The organism is Streptomyces solincola, from assembly GCF_002982015.1.
Classification (GTDB): Bacteria; Actinomycetota; Actinomycetes; order Streptomycetales; family Streptomycetaceae; genus Streptomyces; species Streptomyces solincola.
Genome location: NZ_PVLV01000603.1, coordinates 1 through 2,687, shown reverse-complemented (window position 1 = coordinate 2,687; position 2,687 = coordinate 1). Strand labels below are relative to the sequence as shown.

Below are 2,687 nucleotides of genomic sequence, written 5' to 3'. Positions count from 1 at the left end.
TCGAGTGGGAGTAGATCCCCCACCTGCCCGCACCGGAGCCGCCGTTCACGGGGAGTGAGCGGCGGCTCCGGTGCGGGCAGGTGGGGGATCTACTCCCACTCGATGGTGCCCGGGGGCTTGGAGGTGACGTCGAGGACGACGCGGTTGACGTCGCGTACCTCGTTGGTGATCCGGGTGGAGATGCGGGCCAGCACGTCGTACGGCATCCGCGTCCAGTCGGCCGTCATGGCGTCCTCGGAGGACACCGGGCGCAGCACGATCGGGTGGCCGTAGGTGCGGCCGTCGCCCTGGACGCCGACGCTGCGGACGTCGGCGAGGAGTACGACCGGGCACTGCCAGATGTCGCGGTCCAGCCCGGCGGCGGTCAGCTCCTCGCGGGCGATGGCGTCGGCCTCGCGCAGCAGGTCGAGCCGCTCGCGGGTGACCTCGCCGACGATCCGGATGCCGAGGCCCGGACCGGGGAACGGCTGGCGCTGGACGATCTCGTCCGGCAGGCCGAGCTCCTGGCCGACCATCCGGACCTCGTCCTTGAACAGCTTGCGCAGCGGCTCGATGAGCTGGAACTCCAGGTCCTCGGGCAGTCCGCCGACGTTGTGGTGGGACTTGATGTTGGCGGTGCCGGAGCCGCCGCCGGACTCCACCACGTCCGGGTAGAGGGTGCCCTGCACCAGGAACTCCACCGGCTGGTCGCCCGGCGCCTCGGCGACGATCTCGGCCTGGGCCTGCTCGAAGACCCGGATGAACTCCCGGCCGATGATCTTGCGCTTCTCCTCGGGGTCGGACACCCCGGCGAGCGCGGTCAGGAAGCGCTCCTGCGCGTCGACGACCTTGAGCTGGACGCCGGTGGCGGCCACGAAGTCCTTCTCGACCTGCTCGGTCTCGCCCTGGCGCATCAGCCCGTGGTCGACGTAGACGCAGGTGAGCTGCGGTCCGATGGCCTTCTGCACGAGGGCCGCGGCCACCGCGGAGTCCACGCCGCCGGACAGCCCGCAGATCGCGCGCCGGTCGCCGACCTGGGCGCGGATGGCCTCGATCTGCTCCTCGATGACGTTGCCGGTGGTCCAGTCGGGGGTGAGCCCGGCGCCGCGGTAGAGGAAGTGCTCCAGGATCTGCTGGCCGTGCGTGGAGTGCATCACCTCGGGGTGGTACTGCACGCCGTACAGCTTCTTCTCGTCGTTCTCGAAGGCGGCGACCGGCACCACGTCGGTGGAGGCGGTGACGGTGAAGCCCTCGGGCGCGGCGGAGCAGGCGTCGCCGTGCGACATCCACACCGGCTGCTCGGTGGGGGTGCCCTCGAAGAGGGTGGAGCCCGCCTTGGACACGTGCAGACCGGTGCGGCCGTACTCGCGGGCGCCGGTGTTGTCGACGGTGCCGCCGAGGGTGGTGGCCATGAGCTGGAAGCCGTAGCACATGCCGAAGACGGGGACGCCCGCCTCGAACAGTGCGCGGTCGATGCTCGGGGCACCCTCCTCGTACACCGAGGACGGGCCGCCGGAGAGGATGATCGCCTTGGGGTTCTTGGCCAGGATCTCGTCCACCGGCATGGTGGAGGGGACGATCTCGCTGTAGACCCGGGCCTCGCGGACGCGGCGGGCGATGAGCTGGGCGTACTGCGCGCCGAAGTCGACGACGAGTACGGCGTCGGGCGCGGCAGCGGGATTCGCTGATGACACTACGGCGGCCTTCCGGCGTGGAGACGTGAGCTGCGGGGGTGCGGTGATGTAGGGGGTGTGTCTCGAGTCTAACGGCCCGCGTCACCCGCCCTCTCGTCTCACCATCCGAACCGGGGGTGGCGGGCTTGGGCGGATGGTCCATACTGGCTCCCATGCGCAAGCTCTCGACCTTCGTCTTTACCTATGGCACCGGGCCCACCGGCTGCCATGGTCGTGCTGCTTGAGCAACTGACAAGCGACTTCCCAGGCGCCCCGGGCCGATAAGGCCCGGGGCGTCTGCCGTTTCCGGGCCCCGCGGTCCGGGGGCCGCGCCCACCCCGCGATCCCCGCGACATTCCCATCCGCATCCACGAGGAGCCCTCATGAACGCGACCACCGCCCCCGCCGCCCCCGCCGTGCACCAGCGTGCCCACGAGCGTGCCGCCGACGCCGAGTGGACCGGCGCCCGCACCGACGATGCGGGCCGGGTGGTCTCCGGCGCCCGGGAGCGCATCGACGCCCTCGACGACCGGATCATCGGCCTGATCCAGGAGCGGATGGCCGTGTCGGCGGTCATCCAGGAAGCCCGGATCGCCTCCGGCGGGCGCCGGGTGAACCTGGCCCGCGAGACCGAGGTGCTCGCCCACTACCGGGACGCGCTGGGCCGGCGCGGCACCTCGCTGGCGATGACCATGCTGGAGATGTGCCGCGGCACGGTCTGAGACCGCCGCAAGAAGCCGGTGGGGGCGGCCGGATGTGAGTTCGGCGGCGCTCTCACCCGTCTGGCGCGTGACCGCCCCGGTGCGGGCTTCGTTGACCGGGTTGTCCGTGCCAGCCAGGGGCGGGCCGAAGCAACCACGCGTGGCTCCGCCGGGACGTGTGGCGCACCTCCTCGGTGCGCCGTGGGACCGCGTCTCGGCGTGCGTGACCGGACGGCAGGGGACAGCAGCCCGGTCACCCTCAAGGCGGCCGGTTCCGGGGACGCCCGGAACCGGCCGCATCGGGGCCGTCCCGCCCCGAACCACCCCCGCACCC

The 2,687-nt window shown here is 71.9% G+C and carries 2 protein-coding genes; one reads left to right on the top strand and one right to left on the bottom strand.

Features of this window, described 5'->3' with window-relative positions:
* Nucleotides 1-89: 89 nt before the first annotated feature.
* Nucleotides 90-1,673 (bottom strand): glutamine-hydrolyzing GMP synthase, encoded by a 1,584-nt coding sequence (guaA, locus tag C6N75_RS28060; RefSeq protein WP_105871663.1) that lies wholly within the window; start codon nt 1,671-1,673, stop codon nt 90-92.
* A gap of 362 nt (nt 1,674-2,035) precedes the next feature.
* Here guaA and C6N75_RS28055 point away from each other — a divergent pair, with 362 nt between their 5' ends.
* Nucleotides 2,036-2,374, top strand: coding sequence for a chorismate mutase (locus C6N75_RS28055; RefSeq protein WP_105871662.1), 339 nt, complete (start codon nt 2,036-2,038; stop codon nt 2,372-2,374).
* Nucleotides 2,375-2,687 lie beyond the last annotated feature (313 nt).